The 19,133-nt window shown below is 38.0% G+C and carries 22 protein-coding genes; 6 read left to right on the top strand and 16 right to left on the bottom strand.

The window, feature by feature from the left end; translation table 11 throughout:
• Positions 1 to 38: 38 nt before the first annotated feature.
• The 3 genes from ABN236_RS09105 (at position 39) to ABN236_RS09095 (ending at position 5,427) form a co-directional block, all read left to right on the top strand.
• Positions 39 to 821, top strand: a complete 783-nt coding sequence (locus ABN236_RS09105; RefSeq protein ID WP_228766671.1) for an energy transducer TonB family protein — start codon at positions 39 to 41, stop codon at positions 819 to 821.
• A gap of 27 nt (positions 822 to 848) precedes the next feature.
• The gene (locus ABN236_RS09100) at positions 849 to 3,017 is read left to right on the top strand and encodes a S9 family peptidase (protein WP_349473854.1); all 2,169 of its coding nucleotides are present in this window, start codon (positions 849 to 851) and stop codon (positions 3,015 to 3,017) included.
• Between the two features lie 166 nt (positions 3,018 to 3,183).
• On the top strand, positions 3,184 to 5,427 hold the full coding sequence (locus ABN236_RS09095; protein ID WP_349473853.1) for a TonB-dependent receptor: 2,244 nt from the start codon (positions 3,184 to 3,186) through the stop codon (positions 5,425 to 5,427).
• A gap of 105 nt (positions 5,428 to 5,532) precedes the next feature.
• Here the strand turns inward: ABN236_RS09095 and xseA are convergent, their stop codons facing one another.
• Complete coding sequence (gene xseA / locus ABN236_RS09090; RefSeq protein WP_349473852.1) at positions 5,533 to 6,915, bottom strand: exodeoxyribonuclease VII large subunit; 1,383 nt, start codon at positions 6,913 to 6,915, stop codon at positions 5,533 to 5,535.
• A gap of 169 nt (positions 6,916 to 7,084) precedes the next feature.
• Here xseA and guaB point away from each other — a divergent pair, with 169 nt between their 5' ends.
• From guaB to ABN236_RS09075, 3 genes are all read left to right on the top strand, one after another.
• Positions 7,085 to 8,551 (top strand): IMP dehydrogenase, encoded by a 1,467-nt coding sequence (gene guaB, locus ABN236_RS09085; RefSeq protein ID WP_088495319.1) that lies wholly within the window; start codon positions 7,085 to 7,087, stop codon positions 8,549 to 8,551.
• A 101-nt stretch (positions 8,552 to 8,652) separates the two neighbouring features.
• Positions 8,653 to 10,230 (top strand): glutamine-hydrolyzing GMP synthase, encoded by a 1,578-nt coding sequence (gene guaA / locus ABN236_RS09080; RefSeq protein ID WP_311754966.1) that lies wholly within the window; start codon positions 8,653 to 8,655, stop codon positions 10,228 to 10,230.
• Between the two features lie 218 nt (positions 10,231 to 10,448).
• Positions 10,449 to 11,645, top strand: a complete 1,197-nt coding sequence (locus tag ABN236_RS09075; RefSeq protein ID WP_064505749.1) for a tyrosine-type recombinase/integrase — start codon at positions 10,449 to 10,451, stop codon at positions 11,643 to 11,645.
• Positions 11,646 to 11,840: 195 nt separating this feature from the next.
• Here ABN236_RS09075 and ABN236_RS09070 read toward each other — a convergent pair whose 3' ends face one another.
• The 15 genes from ABN236_RS09070 to ABN236_RS09000 form a co-directional block, all read right to left on the bottom strand.
• Positions 11,841 to 12,038, bottom strand: coding sequence for a hypothetical protein (locus ABN236_RS09070; protein WP_004250849.1), 198 nt, complete (start codon positions 12,036 to 12,038; stop codon positions 11,841 to 11,843).
• Between the two features lie 2 nt (positions 12,039 to 12,040).
• The gene (locus ABN236_RS09065; RefSeq protein ID WP_069368890.1) at positions 12,041 to 12,682 is read right to left on the bottom strand and encodes an MT-A70 family methyltransferase; all 642 of its coding nucleotides are present in this window, start codon (positions 12,680 to 12,682) and stop codon (positions 12,041 to 12,043) included.
• Entirely contained in the window at positions 12,679 to 13,116 is a 438-nt protein-coding gene (locus tag ABN236_RS09060; RefSeq protein WP_139152000.1) for a class I SAM-dependent methyltransferase, read from the bottom strand. The genes ABN236_RS09065 and ABN236_RS09060 overlap by 4 nt, the downstream gene beginning before the upstream one ends.
• A 19-nt stretch (positions 13,117 to 13,135) precedes the next feature.
• Positions 13,136 to 13,525, bottom strand: a complete 390-nt coding sequence (locus ABN236_RS09055) for a phage protein NinX family protein (protein ID WP_349473851.1) — start codon at positions 13,523 to 13,525, stop codon at positions 13,136 to 13,138.
• A complete protein-coding gene (locus tag ABN236_RS09050) occupies positions 13,518 to 13,706 on the bottom strand; it encodes a hypothetical protein (RefSeq protein WP_349473850.1) in 189 nt (62 codons plus the stop codon). Before ABN236_RS09050 ends, ABN236_RS09055 begins: the two co-directional genes overlap by 8 nt.
• 156 nt (positions 13,707 to 13,862) lie before the next feature.
• Complete coding sequence (locus tag ABN236_RS09045) at positions 13,863 to 14,024, bottom strand: hypothetical protein (protein ID WP_349473849.1); 162 nt, start codon at positions 14,022 to 14,024, stop codon at positions 13,863 to 13,865.
• Positions 14,017 to 14,298, bottom strand: a complete 282-nt coding sequence (locus ABN236_RS09040) for a phiTE_015 family protein (RefSeq protein WP_161748174.1) — start codon at positions 14,296 to 14,298, stop codon at positions 14,017 to 14,019. The genes ABN236_RS09045 and ABN236_RS09040 overlap by 8 nt, the downstream gene beginning before the upstream one ends.
• A gap of 33 nt (positions 14,299 to 14,331) precedes the next feature.
• On the bottom strand, positions 14,332 to 14,979 hold the full coding sequence (locus tag ABN236_RS09035; RefSeq protein ID WP_349473848.1) for a hypothetical protein: 648 nt from the start codon (positions 14,977 to 14,979) through the stop codon (positions 14,332 to 14,334).
• A gap of 69 nt (positions 14,980 to 15,048) precedes the next feature.
• Positions 15,049 to 15,222: a DUF7167 family protein gene (locus ABN236_RS09030; RefSeq protein WP_349473847.1), complete on the bottom strand. Its 174-nt coding sequence runs from the start codon at positions 15,220 to 15,222 to the stop codon at positions 15,049 to 15,051.
• A gap of 2 nt (positions 15,223 to 15,224) precedes the next feature.
• Positions 15,225 to 15,422: an RNA-binding protein gene (locus tag ABN236_RS09025; RefSeq protein ID WP_349473846.1), complete on the bottom strand. Its 198-nt coding sequence runs from the start codon at positions 15,420 to 15,422 to the stop codon at positions 15,225 to 15,227.
• A gap of 33 nt (positions 15,423 to 15,455) precedes the next feature.
• The gene (locus ABN236_RS09020; RefSeq protein ID WP_349473845.1) at positions 15,456 to 15,794 is read right to left on the bottom strand and encodes a hypothetical protein; all 339 of its coding nucleotides are present in this window, start codon (positions 15,792 to 15,794) and stop codon (positions 15,456 to 15,458) included.
• A gap of 32 nt (positions 15,795 to 15,826) precedes the next feature.
• Positions 15,827 to 16,084 carry a helix-turn-helix transcriptional regulator gene (locus tag ABN236_RS09015; protein ID WP_161724424.1) on the bottom strand — a complete coding sequence of 86 codons (258 nt, stop codon included), beginning with the start codon at positions 16,082 to 16,084 and terminating at the stop codon, positions 15,827 to 15,829.
• 43 nt (positions 16,085 to 16,127) lie between these two features.
• Entirely contained in the window at positions 16,128 to 17,168 is a 1,041-nt protein-coding gene (locus tag ABN236_RS09010) for a RecT family recombinase (RefSeq protein WP_156868310.1), read from the bottom strand.
• A 45-nt stretch (positions 17,169 to 17,213) separates the two neighbouring features.
• Positions 17,214 to 18,935 (bottom strand): PD-(D/E)XK nuclease-like domain-containing protein, encoded by a 1,722-nt coding sequence (locus ABN236_RS09005; RefSeq protein ID WP_277271133.1) that lies wholly within the window; start codon positions 18,933 to 18,935, stop codon positions 17,214 to 17,216.
• Positions 18,922 to 19,083, bottom strand: coding sequence for a hypothetical protein (locus tag ABN236_RS09000; protein ID WP_004243375.1), 162 nt, complete (start codon positions 19,081 to 19,083; stop codon positions 18,922 to 18,924). Before ABN236_RS09000 ends, ABN236_RS09005 begins: the two co-directional genes overlap by 14 nt.
• Positions 19,084 to 19,133 lie beyond the last annotated feature (50 nt).

Here is a 19,133-nt window from a genome sequence, read left to right as displayed (position 1 = left end):
ATAACACGAATATGCTTATTTCTTCTTGTATGGATCAAATGCCAAAATTTCAGCTTTGTAGTTCTAAAGCTTTAATTTTGGCTATCGGTGTACATGCTATTTTTGTCATGGCTTATTTTTATTTCAATAAAGAGAATACGGTATTTATACAAGAGCCTGAATTAGCTGTAATGATGAGCTTAAGTGAAAACGTACAAGCACTCAGCGATGAAAAACAGGTTGTAGGCGTCGATCAACAACTGGCGGTAGCGAGCCAAAAAAAGGTAGAGCAAGATGTTGCTGAAAAACAGCCTGATCTTATTGTGAATGAAAATGCAGATATCTTGCTAGAAAAACCGAAGAAAAGAGTCAATGTAGAGCAAACAGCTAAAGTGACACCGATTACCTCTCCAGTAAAGCCAGCACCCACTATTAGTGAAAATGTGTCTAGCCAATCAGCGCCTTCAAGTAGTCGCTCGGCGGCGAGACAACAATCTAATGATGTTAGTGCAAATTATGACAGCGATTCAGATAGCTCAGAAAGCGCGTTAGCATTATGGCAAGCTAAAACCAAAGGGCATCTTAATCGTTATAAAGCCTATCCTGAAGAAGCAAAAAGCAAAGGTAGAACCGGTATTTCTAAAGTGCGCTTTTTTGTTGATGAACAAGGTTATGTCATCTCTAGTGAATTAATTCTCAGTAGTGGCGTGCGCTCTTTAGACAGAGAAGCACAAAGAGTACTCAAACGTGCGGAGCCCTTACCTATACCACCGGTAGAGTTACTGACGAAAGGTAAAATAATGGTTGAAATGCCAATTGAGTTTTCTACACTAACGTTCTAACGACAGGTCAAAAGGAAATAAAACGTTATGTTAATCGCAACAAAAAAACGGATGACGTTGAAATTAACGAGTGCGATCATAGCATTGTTAATTTCAGCAACACCTGCATTGGCTCAAAATCAGAAGGACTCCCTAGTGATGCCACCAAAAGCGAACAAAGTACCTCATGTGATGACAGATCATGGAGATACGCGCACCGATAATTATTATTGGGTACGAGATGATTCACGCAAAGATCCTAAAGTGCTTGATTATCTGAATGCTGAAAATGCTTATACCGAATCAGTGATGAAAGAAGGTAAAGCCCTTGAAGAAACACTCTTCAATGAAATGGTCAGCCGTATGGCTCAAAACGATGAGTCTGTGCCTTATATTTATAATGGCTATACTTATCGTACTATTTATCAAGAAGGTAAAGATTTTCCAATTTATCAGCGCAAGCCAGTTAATAGCGAAGGTGAGTGGGAAGTCCTCGTTGATGGAAACGAACGTGCTAAGGGGCATGAATTCTATCAATTAGGTGATTTAACTATTAGCCCAGATAACAAACGTATTGCTATTGCGGAAGATAAGGAAGGGCGCAGAAACTATAATGTTGCCTATAAAGATTTATCGGATAACACATGGAAAGAGAATGTGTTAACCAATATTTCAGCAAACTTAGTGTGGGCAAATGATAGCAAAACACTATTTTATGTTGATAAAGATCCGCAAACACTATTGCCTTATCAAATTTATCGCCATCAATATGGCACTGATCGTAAACAAGATGTCAAAATCTTCGAAGAAAATGATGATCGCTTTTATACATGGATGGGTAAAAGCAAATCTGAAGACTACATTTTGGTCTCTATTGAAAGTTCAACCACCTCAGAATCTCGTTTAATTGACGCGAATGCACCAGAAAAACCGATGGTTATTTTTTCTGCACGTCAAGAGGGACGTGAATATGATATCGACCATTTTAATGGCGAATTCTATATTCGTTCGAATCATGAGAGTGAATTGTTTGGTCTTTATAAAACTGCCTCAATTGATAAGCCTTGGGAAACCGTCATTGCGCCACAAAAAGATGTCGATTTAGAAGGCTTTGATCTCTTTAATCGCTGGTTGGTTGTTGAAGAAAGAAAACAAGGTTTAGTGTCACTACGTCAAATTGATTGGAAAACAGGTCAATCAACCAATGTTACGTTTGACGATCCTGTTTATATGGCATGGTTAGGATTTAACCCTCAAGCAGATAGTGAAGAGCTTCGCTTTGGTTATACTTCTATGACCACACCATCTTCAACTTATCAATGGAATATGCAAACGCACCAAAAGCAACTGCTTAAACAGCAAGAGGTAAAAGGCTTTGAACGCGATCTGTATGAAAGTGAACGTACTTGGGTAAAAGCACAAGACGGTGTTGAAGTTCCAGTATCATTGGTTTATCGCAAAGACTTATTTAAGAAAGGTGAAAACCCTATCTTAATTTATGGTTATGGCTCTTATGGTAGTAGCATTGACCCTTCATTTAGCTCACCTCGTTTAAGTTTGTTAGACCGAGGCTTTGTCTATGCGATTGTGCATGTGCGTGGTGGTGGTGAATTAGGTAAACGTTGGTATAACCAAGGTAAAATGGAACATAAGGTTAATACTTTTACAGACTTTATTGATGCCACTAAATACCTAATTGCCAATGGTTACGGAGCACCTAAACACGTTTACGCTATGGGCGGCAGTGCGGGTGGTTTATTAATGGGCGCTGTTGTGAATATGGCACCAGAATTATACCGTGGTGTTGTATCTCAAGTTCCATTTGTGGATGTTGTGACAACCATGCTTGATGCTTCAATTCCTTTAACAACAGGGGAATATGAAGAGTGGGGAAATCCTGCGGATAAAGAAGTTTATTTCCGCCTAAAATCATATAGCCCATACGACAATGTCGTTGCTAAAGCCTATCCTCATTTACTCGTCACAACGGGATTACATGATTCACAAGTGCAATATTGGGAGCCTGCAAAATGGGTTGCTAAATTGCGTGAATTAAAAACAGATAATAACCTACTATTACTTGATACTAATATGAGTGCAGGACATGGTGGTAAATCAGGACGTTTTAATCGCTTACGCGATACGGCAAAAGAATATGCCTTTATTCTGATGTTAGAACAACCTGAAGTCTATTTTAAAGCTCAAAATATAAAATAGAATAATCTGTAATAATAAATAATTTTAATAAAATTAGCCTGTCTCTCTTTAAGAGAGACAGCGCTATTATTTAAATCGAATATAACAATAATAATATTTTCTAGTTTAATTACTTTATATAAAGCAACGTGAGCCTATTTAAATAAAAATAAAGAATAGGTTTATTATGAAATCTACAAGGAAAATACTTAGCACTCTTATTTTATTTTCGAGTGTTAATCATCCTGTCATCGCATCTGAAGCGGATAAAGCGGTTCAATTTAGTAGCTTAAAAGTTTCATCAGCACAAAAAGAAACACCAGAACAGAAAGCATTAGGAAAACCGGGTGCTTATAGTTCTATTGGTGAAATTAATAATCTCGGGTCTGTTGAACAAGCATTACGATCAACGCCGGGTACGTATACTCAAATGGATGTAAGCCAACCTGGTGTGAGTGTTAATATTCGCGGACTTAGTGGTTTTGGGCGCGTTAATATGATGGTAGATGGTGTTACACAAACTATGTATAGCACATCACCCAGTCAATATGCGCATGGCGCACAACCTTACAATCAGTTTAATACCATGATTGATCCGAATTTTATTATTAAAATCGATATTTCTCGTGGTCAACAAGATGGTGAGAATAGTATTAATGCCCTAGCAGGGAGTGCTAATTTTAAAACCATTGGTGTTGAAGATATTTTATTTGAAAACCACTCTTGGGGTGTAAGAAGTAAAGCGGCTGGTGGTACGAATGGCTTAGGTTATAACGGCATGGTTGCGGTGGCAGGCCAACGTTCATTATTTAATGATAATGGTACAGTGGGTGCGATGTTTGCATTAAGCGGACACAAAATAGAGTCTTCTTATAAAAATGGTGCTGGTTTTAATAGTGAAGAATTTTCGACAAGCAAAGAATTTAATCAAAGACCACACTCAGAACTTACTAAAATAAATATAAAGCCGAATGATTCTCATGAATTAGAATTAAGTGGTCGTTTTTATAACAACAATTTTAATCGTCGCAAAATAGATGCTAAAGATTATTATGCAAAATATCGCTATACACCGTTAAATGATTTATTTGATAGTGAAATTCTGCTTAGCCACAGCCAAGCATCACAAAAATTTGAGGGTGATTCTCTTGTGAGTTTGCGAGAAGCAAATGCCAAAAATATATCAGACTCACTAGTGGCGAAAAATACCAGTCGCTTTAATTACGGTGAATTGGATATGGCATTAACACTTGGCTCAAAATTAATGTCAACAGAATACAAACGTAGTGTTATTGCACCTTCTACTGATCCATGGCAATCACAAAATATGGTTGAATATAACTCCTTTGCGCCTCAAGGAAAAAATGATTTAACCAGCTTCTTCTCACAAATGAAATTTGAATACGATATTTATACTCTCGACCTAAATTTAAATTATGTCGATTATCATATTAAAGGGCGAAAACCTGCTTGCGATCCACGCGCAGCTTGCTTCCCTGAAGGTGAATGGAATGTCAATCGCCATGATAGAAATTGGGACCCGGGAATGTTACTTTCTGCTGAAATTATTCCCGAATTTCAACCATTTGTTAGTTATGCACAAACGATGAGAGCACCTACGTCGCAAGAGATCTTCTTTGCCAATGAAGGTGGTGCTTCAATGAATCCATTTTTAAAAAGTGAAAAGGCAGATACTGTTCAATTGGGTTTTAATAGCTATCGTCCTGATTTAATTATTGAGGGTGACAGCTTACGATTTAAAGGATTGTGGTATCACACAAAAATTAAAGATTACATTTCTAGTGATTCTTATTTTGTTTGTAAAGGTGGTGTGCGTTGTAAAAATGACGGCTCTTTAACGGATGAAGATTATGCGGGAATTGAATATGATGGCAATATTTTCCTGTATACCAATAGCCTTGAGCCTGTAACTTTGCGGGGTTATGAACTTCAAGCAAATTATGATGCAGGGGTATTTTATACAAACCTTTCTTATAGCGATCAGCGTACATCTCAGCCGACTTCGATTGCCAGTACAGACTTTGGTCAAACACCTGCCTCTGAATTACCTAAGTATTATGCCACTATTGATACTGGTGTTCGCTTCTTTGATGACCAGTCATTAGAACTAGGTACAGTGATCCAAATAACAGGGAAATCGCGTAAATCTTCACCTGAAGGTGTTGATTTTGATACGGGTAAAGTCCCTATGGTGCAACAAGATAATATCCCGAAAGTTATTGATCTTTATAGTAATTACAAAATTAATAAAAATATTTCTTTGAAATTTGCAGTGCATAATTTAATGAATAAAAACTATTCTAATGCGCTTGATAGAAGTAATTCAGCGCCAATGATGCAAGATCCGGGAAGTAATACTCAAACTGCCCGAGGTCGAAGCTACTTATTTGCAGGAGAAGTACGCTTTTAATGTAACGTAATGATTATCTTAAAGTATAAATAATAAAAACGGCATCAATATTATTCTGATGCCGTTTTCCTTTTGTATTTATATTGACCTATATTTGATAGGAGGTTAATCATCATTTTTAGAGGTGGTCTTACGTTTAGCTCTTATCTTTTGTGTTTTAACCACTTCACTGGTTATCCAACCATCTTCAACACGCGTTTTTAGTGGATCACCTACTTTCACCTGTTTGGTATTTTTCAGCACTTCTCCAGACTCTGTTTCGCTAATACTGTAACCACGAGAAAGTGTTGCGAGAGGACTCACACTTTCTAAACGAGAACAGCTAATAGCGAATTGTTCACGTTGACGAGATAGCTGTTGTGAAATACTTTCTCGCATACGGTAAATCAACAGCTGTTGTTGGCGAAGTAATGCTTGAATTTGGGAACTAGGCTCTTGGTAAGTAAGGCGTTTTTGTAGTTGTGTTTGTTGATGTTGCTTGGTTTGTAATAACCGTTGAAAACTAGCAACTAAACGCTGTTGTGTTGAAGCTAATACATTTTGCTGACGAGCAAGACGTAAATGAGGATGCTGTTGCTGTAAACGATGATGAAGCTGTGTTATTGCACGTAATTTTTTCGCCAAATAGTAATCCATCGCCATTTCAAGACGTTGTTGCTGTGATTGCAATTGGCGCAATAGCTCAAGTTTGTTACGACTAATGAGTTCTGCTGCAGCTGAAGGGGTTGGGGCTCTAAGGTCGGCAATAAAATCAGCAATAGTGACATCAGTTTCATGGCCAACAGCACTTACAATCGGAATTTCACTGGCAAAAATAGCACGAGCAACGCGTTCATCATTAAATGCCCAGAGATCTTCTAACGAACCACCGCCACGACCAACAATTAAAACATCACATTCTTTACGGCGGTTAGCCAGTTCGATGGCATGAACAATCTGCATAGGCGCTTCAGCACCTTGAACGGCAGTTGGATAGATAAGAACAGGCAAAGAGGGATCACGACGACGAAGAATATTTAAAATGTCGTGTAGTGCTGCTCCTGTTGATGAAGTGATAACACCAATTTGTTTAGCGTGTGATGGCAGGGGTTTTTTATGAATAGCATCAAATAAACCTTCTGCACTGAGTTTTTGTTTTAATAGCTCAAACTGTTGTTGTAAAAGCCCGTCACCAGCAGGTTGCATACTCTCAACAATCAATTGGTAATCACCTCTTGGCTCATACAATGTAATTGTTGCACGCACTAAAACTTGCTGACCATGCTGAGGGCGAAAAGTAACTTTAGTATTTTGCCCACGAAACATCGCCGCTCTAATTTGGGCATTAGTATCTTTTAACGTAAAATACCAGTGACCAGAAGAGGGTTGAGTAAAATTGGAAATTTCAGCGCTGATCCAAATGCGACCCATTTCCATTTCTAATAACTGGCGAACGGTCTTATTTAGACGGCTAACAGTAAAAATATTATTGTTTATCGGTAGTGTCATGTGAGCCAGATCAAATTTTAAAACAAAGACTTAATTGATTGATACTACCTAAGTTAGTGGCAGGATCAATAAAAATTTTGAAAAAAAGCTAGAAGCAACCGATTACGGTGTGTATAATTCCGCGGCAATATTTTCTATTTCCTAAAAGCCGCCTTGGTGAGATATTGCTATGTTACGAATTAAAAAAGAAGCACTTACATTTGATGATGTTTTGTTAGTTCCTGCACACTCCACTGTTCTTCCTAATACTGCCGACTTGTCTACTCAACTGACTGAAACAATCCGCCTAAATGTTCCTATGCTTTCTGCTGCAATGGATACTGTGACTGAAGCGCCTTTAGCTATCGCATTAGCTCAAGAAGGTGGAATTGGTTTTATCCACAAAAACATGTCTATCGAACGTCAAGCTGAAGAAGTTCGTCGTGTGAAAAAACATGAAAGTGGTGTTGTCACTGATCCTATCACCGTAACACCAGAAACTTCTTTACGTGAAGTTCAAGCAATGACTGAACGCAATGGCTTTGCGGGTTATCCTGTTGTGACTAATGACAACGAATTAGTGGGTATTATTACTGGTCGTGATGTTCGTTTTGTTACTGATTTAGACCAACCTGTTACTGCGGTAATGACACCAAAAGAGCGTTTAGTGACTGTACAAGAAGGCGAAGCACGAGATGTTGTTATGCAAAAAATGCATGAAAAACGTGTAGAGAAAGCCTTAGTGGTTGATAACAACTTCCACCTGAAAGGTATGATCACTGTAAAAGACTTCAAGAAAGCAGAACGTAAACCAAATGCTTGTAAAGACGAACATGGTCGTTTACGTGTTGGTGCTGCTGTTGGTGCGGGTGCAGGTAATGAAGAGCGTGTTGCGGCATTAGTTGCTGCTGGTGTTGACGTTTTACTTATTGACTCATCTCACGGTCACTCTGAGGGTGTATTACAACGTATTCGTGATACTCGTGCATTATACCCAAATCTACCTATTATTGGTGGCAATGTTGCAACCGCAGAAGGCGCATTAGCACTAGCAGATGCAGGTGTGAGCGCGGTTAAAGTAGGTATCGGTCCAGGCTCAATTTGTACAACTCGTATCGTAACGGGTGTTGGTGTACCACAAATTACCGCTATTGCAGATGCCGTTGAAGCGCTGAAAGATCGCAACATTCCTGTTATTGCAGATGGCGGTATTCGTTTCTCAGGTGATATCGCAAAAGCATTAGCAGCAGGTGCAGCTTGCGTTATGGTTGGTTCAATGTTTGCGGGTACTGAAGAATCTCCGGGTGAAATCGAACTGTTCCAAGGCCGTTCTTATAAATCTTATCGTGGCATGGGTTCATTAGGTGCGATGTCTAAAGGTTCATCAGATCGTTACTTCCAAACTGATAATGCAGCAGACAAATTAGTACCAGAAGGTATCGAAGGCCGTGTTGCTTATAAAGGTTTATTGAAAACTATCGTGCATCAACAAATGGGTGGTTTACGCTCGTGCATGGGCTTAACAGGCTGCGCAACAATTAAAGATTTGAATACCAAAGCTGAATTTGTTCGTATCAGTGGTGCGGGTATTCAAGAAAGCCATGTCCATGATGTGACCATCACGAAAGAATCACCTAACTATCGCTTAGGTATGTAATTTATTCCGAGAAAGGCTTGTTTTAGTTATTACCGTGTTTTAATTATAAATTGGCAAGCCTTTCAACTTTATGACTTTATCTGTTTTGGAATTCACCACAAATGACAGCAAATATCCATAATCATCGCATTCTTATCCTTGATTTCGGTTCACAGTATACGCAGCTTATTGCTCGTCGTATCCGTGAAATCGGCGTTTATTGTGAACTCTGGGCATGGGATGTTACAGAAGAACAAATTCGTGAATTTAATCCTAATGGTATTATTCTGTCTGGTGGCCCTGAAAGTACTACTGAAGACAACAGCCCTCGCGCACCAGAATACGTATTCAATGCAGGCGTTCCTGTATTAGGAATTTGTTATGGTATGCAAACGATGTCGATGCAATTAGGTGGCGACGTCGAAGTTTCTGGTGAGCGTGAATTTGGTTATTCACAAGTTGAAATTCGTGAAACTTGTGCACTATTCCGTGATATTCAAGATTCAGTTAGCGAAGATGGTAAACCATTATTAGATGTATGGATGAGCCACGGCGACAAAGTAACTTCTATTCCATCAGACTTTGTAACAGTAGCAAGCACTGAAACTTGCCCATTTGCTATTATGGCGAATGAAGAAAAACGTTTTTATGGTGTTCAATTCCACCCTGAAGTTACACATACACATCAAGGTTTAGCGATTTTAAAACGTTTTGTTTTAGATATCTGTGGTTGTGATGCGCTGTGGACTTCTGCTGCAATTATTGAAGACACGGTTGCTCGTTTAAAAGAGCAAATTGGTGATGATCACGTTATTTTAGCGTTATCAGGCGGTGTTGACTCATCAGTAACTGCATTATTGTTAAACCGTGCAATTGGTAAGCGTTTAACATGCGTATTTGTTGATAATGGCTTATTGCGACTGAATGAAGCAGAACAAGTCATGGAAATGTTTAAAGGTAAATTTGACCTAAATATTATCCATGTTGAAGCGGAAGAGCGTTTCTTAACTGCGTTAAAAGGCGAGAACGATCCTGAGAAAAAACGCAAAATCATTGGTCATACATTCATTGAAATCTTTGATGAAGAAGCTGTTAAACAGCCACAAGTTAAATGGTTAGCACAAGGCACTATCTATCCTGATGTGATTGAGTCTGCTGCATCTGCAACAGGTAAAGCTCATGTGATTAAATCGCACCATAACGTAGGTGGTTTACCAGACGATATGAAACTGGGCTTAGTTGAGCCATTAAAAGAACTGTTTAAAGATGAAGTGCGTAAGATTGGTTTAGAGTTAGGATTACCATACAACATGCTTTATCGTCACCCATTCCCGGGTCCAGGTTTAGGGGTTCGCGTATTAGGTGAGATCAAGAAAGAATACTGTGATTTATTACGTCGCGCTGATGCTATCTTTATCGAAGAACTGCATAAAGCTGATTTATATAATAAAGTAAGCCAAGCATTTACCGTGTTCTTACCTGTACGTTCAGTGGGCGTTATGGGTGACGGTCGTAAATATGACTGGGTTGTTTCATTACGTGCAGTTGAAACTGTGGACTTTATGACAGCACATTGGGCACATCTACCATATGACTTCTTAGGTCGCGTTTCTAACCGTATTATCAATGAAGTTAGTGGTATTTCCCGCGTTGTTTATGATATCAGCGGTAAACCACCGGCAACGATTGAGTGGGAATAAAATACCGTTTATCAGCAATAGTTGATAAAGGTTAAAAAACCAAGAGCCATCAGTATGTTACTGGTGGCTTTTTTGTTTTCTATGGTTAGTAATGGTTGACAAGAACCGAAAAAAATGACGGTATAGTAGACGGTATCAAAATATAAATTATAAAATTAAGACACTGATACCGTCATAAATTTGCTGTCATTTGACGGTATCAGCATTGAGGTTATAGCATGCTGACCGATACAAAACTGAGAAGTTTAAAGCCACAAGACAAGCTTTATAAAGTGTCTGACAGAGATGGTTTATACGTTGCAGTGACAAAAAGTGGTGTTATTTCATTTAGATATGATTATCGTTTTAATGGAAGGAGAGAAACGGTTACTTTTGGTCGATATAGTGCTGACGGTATCACGCTTGCAGAAGCAAGAGCCGAATTAATTGAAGCAAAAAGGCTACTAAACGCAGGTATATCACCAGCTTCAAAGAAACGTGACGGTATTGAGAGTAAAAAAATAGGGACGGTATTCAAAGACTATACCGTCAATTTCCTTAATGATGCCCAATATGCCGACTCTACAAGGGCCATGAAAGAAGCAATTATTGAAAAAGAAATCTATCCCGTATTCGGCAAGCTTCAGCTAGAAGAGATCACCACACCAAGGCTTAGGGCATTGTGTGAAAAGATAAAGGATAGGGGAGCAAAAGCGACTGCATTACAAGTGCGTGAGATTGTTGGATCCGTTTTTACTTATGCCATAGATAGAGGTTATGAAATTAGTAACCCAGCAGATGCAATAAAGGCATCTTCGATAGGGACTTTTCAAGCGCGCGAAAGGGCAATGTCGCCGAAAGAAATCGGTATCTTATTTCGTGAACTAGAAAACTATAGTTGTTATCCAACCTTAAAATTGGCCGTTAAATTTGTCTTGCTGACATTAGTCAGAAAGTCTGAGTTTATTCACGCTACATGGGATGAAATAGACTTTAAAAATAGGCAATGGGTGATCCCTAAAGGGCGAATGAAGGGGAGAAAAGAGCATGTTATTTATCTCTCTGACCAAGCAATGGATATCCTCACCGGTATGAAAGTTTGTGCGATGGGAAGCGATTACTTAATGCCTGGTCGATATGATATTAAAAAGCCACTTTCTAATGCTGCATTGAATAACGTGATTGATGGCACCGTAAAACGTATCAATGAAAAAGGTATTGAGTTCGAACCGGTTACTGTTCACGATTTACGACGCACAGCAAGCACGCTATTGCACGAAGCAGGTTATAACTCAGATTGGATAGAGAAATGTTTAGCACACGTTCAAAATGGCGTTAGAGCCGTTTACAACAAAGCTGAATATGCTGAACAGCGCAGGAAGATGTTACAAGAGTGGGCTGATATGGTGGATGAATGGATAAAAGAGAAAGATTAACGCTTTGTCATTCTTCGCCAAGTGTTTTATAAGCAAGTAGTGACGATAGGTAAAGCACACCAACAACAGGCCAGATTGTGGAGTAAAACAGTCTGGCCACAATATCTTTTATATTGTCGCTTTCGTGCTTAGACTCTGAAAATAGGTATCCAGCAAGCCATAAGTACACAGCTAATAATGTGAGTAAAATAATCATTAGCCGTTTTTCCTTTTGTACTGAGCGTGGTCATCACCACACTCTTTAGAACAGTAAGCGCTATTCTCTGTTACTGGCTCTTCACGGCACCAGATACAAAATCCAGTTAAGCTTTTAGCTGGTGGCTCTCTATTTGCTAATGCGGTGTTGATTTGTAGATCCGTTAAGTCATTAGCATCATCTGCGATATCAGGCATATTTATTCCTTACAAATAAAATGAGAGTTGATAAGTTCGATACTGTTGTTAGGACATTGATTGCCCCATGCATCCCAACCTTGTGACATGTCACGAGCGAATAGCTCAATGCGACTTACATCACCGTACAACTGTTCAAGACGGTTTTTTACTTCCCATGGCTTTTCGCTATGCTCACCTAAACAACTAAATACGATTTGCTTAACACTAGCACTAATGCGCTGTAATCCATTGCCTCGAGTAGCGATTAAAACATCTTCACTATTGGCTCTGGTGTAGTTTCCCCCATTCATTTTTGTTTCAGCATCTAATAGTTCAAACAGGTCGAGATAATCAAATAACTCGCTGTTTTGAATAGCCTTATCAATTCGTTGCCATGCTAAAGTGTTAAACTTAACCCAAGTAAAAGCTTTCATTGTGCGGATTTTAAAACCCCACGCTTCGGCTAATTTAATAGCTTCGAGTACAAAATTACCTGTATACCACATGGCAAGAACTGCATTGTCAGATGCAATAGAATGAATAGGGATATGGGTTAAATTGAAGAGGGAAGTTGTTGGATAATGATTTTTAGCAGCACCGTTTGAAACTTTATTTTTATAATCCCACGGAGGATCACAATAGATAAGGTCGTATTTTTTCATTTAACCTCCTTAAGAAAAGAGATCCAGTGCGTCTTATCATTTTTACCTACACGCTGTACTGCTGTTGGTTTTTGGTCTGTTAGTGCTAAAATTTGTTTAACAGGTATTTGGGTTTCATTCCATTTGAACAGCAATGTTCCTCCGGGTCTTAACACTCTAAATGCTTCACTAAATCCTTTACTTAAATCTTCTCTCCATGAGTCTTTATTTAACGAACCATATTTTTTAAACATCCAGCTATTTTTACCAACTCTGATTAAATGAGGTGGGTCAAATAGTACTTGATAAAAAGTATTATCTGGTAATGGAAGGTTTTTAAAATCAGAAATAATATCTGGTGTTATATTTAAAATTCTTCCATCACATAAAATATGTTCTTCTGCTCTAATATCATTAAATAAAACTCGGTCGTCTTGTTTATCAAAATAAAACATACGAGAGCCACAGCACATATCAAGTATTGGTTTCACGTTCAGCATCCTTCATTAATAGAAATAATTCCATAGCTGCGCGATATGGGCTATCGTTTATAACTTGCGCTTTTTCTATAAACTCAATACCAGATGGATGAGGAAGTAGAGTCCACTCTCCATATCTAGCACACCAGAAATTACCGTCACCAGCAAGTAGGCTAATCTTATTCTCAATAATAATCGGCATTGCGTCAGGCGGGTTATTGCATGGGTTGAATGTGCCATACACATTGTACTCATCGGTATCGCCTAAAAAGCCAATTAGTTCTACCGTTTTTGTATGTTCATTGAGATTGTAATCATATGGCAAATAATGACTAGCAACCTTTTTATTAATCTCGAAGTCAGATAGTTCGGTGTATTTATTCATTTTCATCCTCAATAATATTAACTTCGGAGATTTGAAGGTTTTCTCCTGCGTTTTTTCCAATAATTTTCTCAGCATCTTCACGCAAATAGAATATTGCTTTTAGTGATGGGTACTTACTATTGTTGATACAGACAATATTCCCGTCATTATCACACACCGCATAAAATTTAAATTTATTCATTTCTCATCACCTCTCCGCATTTAATTTCAACATTCCTCACTGACATTAAATATTCAGCACGTTTATTGCATTCCGATTTCGTGTATATATCTTCCGTTATAGGCACAGCAGAACCCTGTATTAGCATGAGCAATACATATCCGATTATTTGCATGGTTATTTAATTTTATATGTGTGGGCTACTTTGAATTTAGAATTTAAGTTATTAGCTCTTCTTTCTGCATCTGAATATGAAATAAATCCTTTTTCAATCATATTTTCATTTAATAAAATAACTGGTTTACCGTTAATTAGTTCGGCTCTGTATTTTTCATTCATTTTTTACTTTCACTCCGTTACTGATTAATATATCTCTGCACATATTAAGACCTGTATTTATACCATCTTCATATGAGTAAAATTTAGGTTGATGTTTATATGGCAATTCAACATCTAAACTCTCGCGTGATGCTTGCCATACAATCCACATAATATCTACATGATGGTCAGCGTAATTTAATCCATTATTTGCTGTTTCGAGTTTATTATTTATTTCTGCATCATCCATGTGAAACTTAATAAAATCTTCAAATTTCTGTCTTGATTCATCCATACTTACTCCGAGTTTTAGGTATAAAAAACCCTGCTAGTGCAGGGAAGTTGTTATCCTATAAATTAAATATCTTATATCGTATAGGCTACGTTTATATAGACCTACATGTTCATAAATTACATTATCAGAGAGTAACCAAAGACTAAGTTCTTCATTAGAGCGCATTATATCTACCATCATGGAATATATGACTTCAATGTATTTGCTATTTGTACTTGTTGCTAAGCCTAGTAGATTCTCAATGCTGGATAGTTCGATTTTTTTAAGATAATTAGTTCTAGAGCGCATATTTTCATTAATGCTTGTTATTATAAATATATCTCCATTATTTTTACTTGTTATATTTATTAATTCTATTTTATCTAAAATAGAAAAAACATTTTCAGCATGTTGTAATTCACTCTCAACCCTTTGACACTCGGAAATAATCATATTTAGAATTGATTTCTCTACTTCGTTTGCTAATTTTTTTGCATCGTTCCTTTGCCAAAAATAAACACCAATAGTAGCTAGAATACCAAGTGATGATAAGAAGCTAAAAAATGATGATATTTTACTATCTAGGCTTATTTGTGAATAATAAATAAAAGAAAAACCTAGAAGAAAAACAGTGGTAAATAATATAATTATAAATGACCACTTTAGTACGAAAGTTAAAAGCTTATCGCCCTTGTTTGACATAATCCCTCCTTATTTAAAGCAGAAATCATACTCACATCCATGTGACTAATCCACTGTCAAAATGCTTCCTTAATCTTCTGGTTGCACCCAATAATCAACAAGTGTCTCTAATGCATCACCAATAATTACACCTTGATTTGCTTCATCTAGTTCATTCCATTCTTCTTCGGTCATTCCTAAGGAGATTTCAGAGTCAGAGCCAACCTTATTTGTTCTTGCGACCAAAACCATTTTCTTACTCATATTCATTCCTCTTCATTGCATCCCTGTAAGTTACACTTAATCACCATCTCTGCATCTTCAAGGGTGTCGAATAGACCAGCCTCATATCCACAATTAAGGCATTGAATTATGAAACCATATGTATTTGACGTTTGATCATGAGATTGAATTATTTTTGTTTCATCTCCGCAGTCGTGGCATTGATACTGTTTTCCTTTCATATCTATCTCCTGTTTGCATCCTTGCACTGAGTTCTAATTCCAATTAGAGATTTCTTCTTCGATTAAGTCGTCTATTTCGTCGTTAGTAGCTTCTTCGTTGAGAAACAAACGAGCTTCGGTAATATACTTCTCTCGGTTCTCGTCAAAGAACTTTGAAAATTCAGGTGACCATCCTTGCCAGCACCCACTGAAGTCAACTATTGCATTATTCTCTGCCATATTTTGGATCATCATGTCAGCAGTAATGACGCCACATTCACGACAAAATCCCTTTAAGTCGCGTTTTCTGTAATAAGGTGAAACCTTAGAATCACAAACACTCTTGAATCGTTGCTTCCATCTCTGAATGCAACGACCGTGTAAACTTTTCATGGTTATATCCTTTGGTTAAAGGGGTAGGATGGTTAGGCGTTACTCACAAACTGCCCAGCTTCATTACGCTTACGTTCGGTGTAATACTTAGGCGTCTTTCTTGATTGAGAACGTTTTTTCAACCACTCATCAACTTCTTCCGCTTCCCAAGCAACACAACGCACCGACAAATACATACGCTTTGGAAAATCTCCGTTCTTTTCTAATGTATAAATAGTTGAGCGAGAAAGTCCTGTTAGCTTTAAAACAGCAGGCATACGAATAGGGTTGATAGGTAATTTAATATTCATATCTAAACTCCTGTGGAGCGATACAGCTCCACATTAAATAGGATTACTGGTATTCAGGGCGCATATCATCAAGTGTGATAGAGAAAGACTCGTATAATTCATCACCAAGTTTTCTTTTGCTTGATTTAAGTAGCTTGTCTACTTTTTCAAATGCTTCTGTGGCTTCGGGTGAACCCGATTCAGGAAGTGAGTTGATAGAAGCTTCTAGGGCATTACGTGTATCAATGCGGTGGTATGCCTGTACTGCTTTATTTTTTAATTCAGTAAACAGGTTGATCCCCATTTCATTTTTTAAATTCTCAATTTCTGCACGAATATTTTTAGCTTCTTCGACAGTCTGAACATCATCAATAGCTAATCTAAATGCTTCAGCATCGAACTTAGGTATAAACTCGCCTTGAGCTTCTTTTACAGGTTCAGCATTATTTGGTTGTTGCTGGGTAGTGATTTCATCAATGCTTACACGTTCTTTCTGTGGGGTGATGTCTTTAATCGGACGATCTTCAAGTTCTTCTGGCGTATACACACCAAGAATAACTTCAGGACAATAAAGACGGGCCCAATATTTTACAGCGAGATACGCGATTTGTTGCTTAGGCATTGTTTTCCAAAGAGGTGAGTTTCTAGTCTGTACATCAGCAAGGTAAACAGGCTCACCCCATGTAATTTCTTCTTCACCTCTTAAAATTGCACCGACTTCAATAAATAAACCCGATTCATCACGTTTATCTTTCATGCCTACAATCTTTTCCCAGTCGCCACCGTATTTGTAATGGAACCGACCTACAACAGCATTTGAACTGGTAATAACTGCATTTACTAATTGGGCTTCATAACCAAGCACACCATTGATGACATGAGTTTTTTGACCGACAACGAAAGGATCCATTCCCCAACGTGCGGACTGCATTGTGATAGCAAGACAATCAGATGGTTTACCTTGCAGATGTCTTGGCACCGTTGCTGTACCTGATGCCATTAGCTCAGCAAATTTAACAATACGGTCTAATGATTCAGGATTAAAAAGTAATGATGTGTTATTCATTACTGATTGGTTTCTTTCGAGAGTTGCTACTTCTGACATAATATTTACTCCAAGCGTGCGACTGATTGTTCAAGTGCAGTTTTATTAAGCGACTTCGTTTTGCAGTTCTTCTAACTTTCTCTGCTCAAAGTCAGTGATACCGATAGTGAGAGTAGTGGTGATAGGCGCTGGCCAATATCCTGTATCCATAGCGCGTCTAATATCACGCAGTGTCTTTTTGTACTCTGCACGACCTAATTCAAGTAATTCAGGTAATGCTTCAACGATAGCGACCCAGTGGTAATGCTCGTCTTTGTTAACGAATATCCAGAAGAATTGATCCAGCATTGCCACATCACAATACATAGCTGCGCTGATGTGATAATCGCGATTAATGATTTCTTTGCGGATCATGGACTCAATGGCATCTTGTTTAAATCGACCAAGTGCTACTGATTTGAGGTCAAAACCTAATCGGTTATTTTCTGTTTGAATTTCGATATCAGGACGAACACGAATTTCAAGACCGGTATCTTCATCAATGCCGTAGTAACTTACTTCTGATACACGGTTAGGGTGATTTAATAAACTGGATGCTTCTTTGTGGTTCATAACAGCGTTACGCATGTTATTTGCCATTTCATAGTCAACGGTTTGAACATGAATTTTCGAATCGTCACTAAGCCACTGGCTAATGATTTCATCTTCAAATACAGCATCAGGGTTCACTTCTTTAATGACCTGCATGAGATCATCTTTTTTGACGGGTTTTCTAAGTGGCTCAGGCTTACTTACTTCTGCCAAATATAATTCGGGACTGATGCCGTTTATCTGCTCAAGTAATGCGTCTGTATTACCTGAGGTTTTCAATGGTGTTGGCAAAGTATCGTTATAGGCTTTGATACAGGCTTTCATTGCGGCACCTGTGAATTTTCCATCTTCAGGGATGGTTTTAAATTCATCGGGCAACTGCATGTATATCTGACCTAGCTCTTCGGCTTTTCCGCTGGTGGAAAGTTGCGGTGTCAGAGTGGCATTATGTTCTTCAATAATTGCTTTTAACTCATCCTGTGAGAGCTTTTTAGGCAACTTATTATTGTATTCGTCAATCCATGACTTCATTGTTTCCGTTGTTGTAAAGGCACCTTCTGGAATGATTGGCTTAACACTGAATTCAGCATCAAACTTTTCAGGTTCCATTGTTAACGTGTGAAACGCACTACCTAAATCGAAACAACGCTTATTTTCACGCTCAATGACTTTTGTTATATGGCGTAACTCGTAATACATCAAACTAATACGAGCATCTTTTAGCATCGAACTACTGATGCCGTTTGAACTGTGATACACCTCGTTAGGAATATCTGGATAACGACCAGGTTCAAAATAAGCAGGTTGGTCATTTTCTTCCTGTGGAATATCTTCCGTCTCCTTGTGTTGACCGTTTTGGTTATCTTTGCTGGCGTGAAAAATCACCTCTTCCTGAGGTACTTCTTTTTTTTCTACCTCAATTGAGGCGGTTTTTGGGTTTATTAATGAGTTAAAGTGATTAACTCTATGACGAACGCTACGCATATCAGGGTTATCAATAAATGACATAATAGCGTTAATGATTTGCTCTTCGCTTAATTCACTGCTGATATTAGGAACCAATGAAAGTGCAAGTAGCGTGATATTAATAAAGTGGTCATATTGTTTAAACTCTTCTTTTTCAATATCACCATTGATATGAGCTGTTAGCGCATCTACTTGTTCGCTATCAGTAATATCTTGGTTAAGTAAAAGAGCTTTTGCAATCAACACATTTAAGTGCTTAGTGTCTGACATTTTGTTTACCTACTAATTGTTCTGTTTGTAATGCGAGCTTTCTTACATAAGCCCACTCAATACCGGCTTTAAAATTGTCAAATGACTGTGACTCATTTAAGCCAGATAAGGTAAATACATGCTTACCGTCTTTGATATAAAAGATCATGACTAATCACCAAATTGGTTATGTCTGAGCGCATTAAAAAATCAGTCTCT

This window comes from Proteus sp. fly-1013 (assembly GCF_040140245.1).
Taxonomy (GTDB): domain Bacteria; phylum Pseudomonadota; class Gammaproteobacteria; order Enterobacterales; family Enterobacteriaceae; genus Proteus; species Proteus mirabilis_B.
This window is presented reverse-complemented; position numbering and strand designations above follow the sequence as displayed.